This window comes from Halorubrum kocurii JCM 14978, assembly GCF_000337355.1.
GTDB classification, from domain to species: domain Archaea; phylum Halobacteriota; class Halobacteria; order Halobacteriales; family Haloferacaceae; genus Halorubrum; species Halorubrum kocurii.
On record NZ_AOJH01000007.1, the window covers coordinates 1 to 3480 of the forward strand.

Below are 3480 nucleotides of genomic sequence, written 5' to 3' on the forward strand. Positions count from 1 at the left end.
TCAAAAGATCCACAAGCAGCGACCGATCTTACAAGAGACGCTCGCTACCGCTACACAACCGAGGTGTGAGTCTTAACTGAAGACGGATGACTGATCTCCAAATTATCGCTGACGAAGTCGGAGCATCGTTCGAACCGTAGCCGCCAGTCGCCCAATCTGTCTACTGGGGGCCCCGACCTAATCCTCTGAGTAAGACCGCACCCACATTATCGGGTCACGCTGTCTGTCAGCACAGCTGCCGAACGAATTGATGGTGAGGTCACATAAAGCACACATCAAGGGCATTCTCAATCCGTTTCACAACTTTGTCCCACTCCACTTCTTCATTATACCACTGCTCAATCGGGATATTTGCAGTACCACAAGCTCTCGCGATTTCATTCCGTGAAATTCTCTGATTGGTCCACTCCGTTGCGAGATATTCAATCATCCCCTGTTTAACCACACTATTCTCATCAGTCGATTCGACATTAAATGCATCAGCAACCCCGTCATCGTAGGCACTTCCATGGGATTTGATCGCTTCGCGGCTTGGCTCGGAAGGATATGGTAGTTTAGACATGAGAACCAATATACTCACCAAGAAAATAATAGTGTTGTATTAGAGACATATGTTCACAGTCGAGTTAGTGCCCAGCTGCTGGATGCGTATCGTCGTCTCGGTCCGTATCGATCGGTTCGTAGTCGTAGTCCATCCCCACGGGAGAAAAGCCAGGAACGTAGCTGAACCGTTTGCCAGGCTCTCCGTAGAACATCACGGGGAGAGTGCCCCGATAGTCACGAACGTTGTTCTGTGGAGGCCACTCGTTGAGTTCAGCCGATGGCTTGTACACTTGGGGCGCAGGAAGCGCACCACGTTCAAGATCCCGCAGATCGAGAATTCGGACTTCGAACTGACGGGCGAGCTCCTCAGCCCGAGCTGTGATATCGGTCGTATGACAGAGGACCGGCATGGCCCGGCAGGCAAACGCGATCGTACACAGCCGGAAGATCGTCGACGGCGTGATCTTGTCGCTCGTCCAGTCTTTACACTGAGCGACAATCCAATCAGTCGGCTGCTGTTGTTTTGGCTTCCGCTTGGCGACGACGTCGACCTCGAGACCGAACAGGTGCTGGCGCGTCTCTGCTCGATACCCCCACCGCATCAACGCGCGCTGGAGTTGATACTCAAGCCATCGCCCATCGCCAACCCCACGCCCAGCCACGTCTGCATAGACAGATCGGTGACTGGAGAGTTTCTCAAGCAGCGTGGAGTTGTCCGTCGACCCCTCAGAAAGTGCGTCCTGAAGAATGACGATGTGGTCTCGAATCGTTTCGAGTGTTTGCTCGATCGAATACTCTTGTGAGGAGTGGTCGTACCCCTGAATGGAGAGATCCTCAAGCAGCCGATCGAGCCGTAGTTTGATGTGATACAGTGCCTGAGCAGGGTCGTCCCACGTCACCACCTCATGATCGCCTTGGGACGGGCGATGCTCTGTATCCGCAAGCTGTCGACGGATCGCTTTGAGCGCGTAAAGTGCGAGAAACAATCGCCGCCGTGTGGTGACAGCTTGGACGGTCGTAAGTGTCTCCTCTTCTGAGAGAGCGTCCCGGAGCGTCTCGATCGCGTCGATTAGCTGGGTGAGTCCACGATCGAATCCCGGCGGAAGCGAGAGTGGTTCGTCCGTCATTTGGAGAGTGGACTAGGGGTGAAGTGCTGGCGAGTCAGCGCTGTCTCTGAAAGCGGTAGGAGCGTTGGTTGTCCGTGAGTGCGAAGGTGGTGGTAGAACTCGTCTGTCGTCGCAGGATACCACTGTGGGCTATCGCGCTCCCGGTAGCGGAGGTCCCCGTCAACGGAGACGACTACACCCTGCTCGGTGGTGGCCGTCTTCGCGAACACGAGCGCAGGCGGATCTGGACGCGCCCAGCTGTCACGGATCCACTCGAGCATCGTTTCGAGCGGTGTCGGGTCGACGGGATCAGGGTACCGGGTGGCTGCTGGCGCGCGGATCGCGACGTTGTCGAGGCGGTCACTCCCACAGGGACGCCACTCAGCGCCAGTCCACTCGAGTTCACGGCGTGTCCAGGACTCGCCAGTGTTATCGGGTTCAAACCGGAGGCGGCGCGGTGGCGCACTCGGTGGGTTCCACTGAAGCAGACACGCCCCGTCGTCAGCAAACGTAGCGTCCTCAGTTCGGCGACGATACGCGAACAGTGTGGCGTCGATCTGTGCCCGTGCCCGCCGTAGTGTGGAGAGTGGGTCATCGCCTGGCATCGAAGGAGTTCCTTCAGAGTCGTTGACTGTCTCGAACAGCCGGTGGAAACTCGTGTCGATGTCTCTGAGCGTCTCTAGTTCTGGCTGATACTCGGTCATTGGGACTCCTCCAAATCTGGCTTGTAACACGCAGTCTGGAGTCGGCGGATGTGTTCGGCGAGCGGTTCGGTCGCGTCTGTCGGAGAGACGGACTTCGATCGGNAGTCTGGAGTCGGCGGATGTGTTCGGCGAGCGGTTCGGTCGCGTCTGTCGGAGAGACGGACTTCGATCGGTCATCAAACGCGATTGCGCCGCACTCATCGAGCGTCTCGAGATGCGATTGGGTCAGCGAGATGTAGACTGAGGTGCGTTCGTTGCTCCTGATTTTACTGGGGTCAATCGCATTCTCAATGGCCGCGATTTCAACTGCCAGATCACTAGCAGAAATCTCACTATGCGACTGTGAGAGTGAGAGTAAGACGCGGCGACGACGACTGTTTGCGATCGCGTTGAACGCACGGTCTGGATCCATCGGGATAGTGAACGAGGTCGGATCGTCGGTGGGTTCGGTCACTTAGACCGACCCCACGATGGTTGTTCGACCGGCATTTCGTTGGCGACGGTTCGGTGGGTTACTGGAACTGGGCTGTACAACGCAGTGTGTCAGTGGGTCAGTGTTGAGTGAGGCACTCTGGGAAACAGAGTTATCACTCCTGACCCTGTTTGGGTTGGTTGCTGTCATTGGATGGCAGCACGACTCCTCCGGCGTCTGAGCGCCGGAGGGTTCCGTCAGGAATCGTGCCTAAGTCGAAGAGAGTTGGTTGTGACTTTTATATGAGTGTCACAAATTGAGGGTCGGGTATTTGGCTTTCTGGGCGCCTCTAAGGTTAATATTTGCTTCTATTCTTAATCACCTCTTAAATTACACCTCACCATCCACTGGTGATTAAAAATAATTCTCTCAGAGTATTGAATTTCAGATACGAATGACGTGAGAGTCAGAACAGTTTACTCTGTTGAATTCGCAGACGACACAGGGGTTAGAGATCGAATACACGGTAATCAAACTCTAGTGGTGACTGAAGACTGCGCAAACGCCTCTCGTTAATTCATAACCAACACTAGCCACCCTAACAACCGATCTGTTGGTTAAGATCTCCACGCTCTTATGTAGAAACGCGGAAAGACCGTATAATTACACTAAGTCGCCGGTAATCGGGAGGTATGACCTCCACTGAGCCAGCGTT

At 55.0% G+C, this 3480-nt stretch carries 4 protein-coding genes; all 4 read right to left on the reverse strand.

Going from position 1 to position 3480, the window contains the following annotated elements:
* Positions 1 to 259 precede the first annotated feature (259 nt).
* Positions 260 to 562 (reverse strand): hypothetical protein, encoded by a 303-nt coding sequence (locus C468_RS17870; protein WP_152422839.1) that lies wholly within the window; start codon positions 560 to 562, stop codon positions 260 to 262.
* Between the two features lie 64 nt (positions 563 to 626).
* On the reverse strand, positions 627 to 1670 hold the full coding sequence (locus C468_RS17215; RefSeq protein WP_008847008.1) for a restriction endonuclease: 1044 nt from the start codon (positions 1668 to 1670) through the stop codon (positions 627 to 629).
* On the reverse strand, positions 1667 to 2353 hold the full coding sequence (locus C468_RS17220; protein WP_080510568.1) for a hypothetical protein: 687 nt from the start codon (positions 2351 to 2353) through the stop codon (positions 1667 to 1669). The genes C468_RS17215 and C468_RS17220 overlap by 4 nt, the downstream gene beginning before the upstream one ends.
* Entirely contained in the window at positions 2268 to 2765 is a 498-nt protein-coding gene (locus C468_RS19405) for a DUF7344 domain-containing protein (RefSeq protein WP_449272008.1), read from the reverse strand. Before C468_RS19405 ends, C468_RS17220 begins: the two co-directional genes overlap by 86 nt.
* Positions 2766 to 3480: the final 715 nt, after the last annotated feature.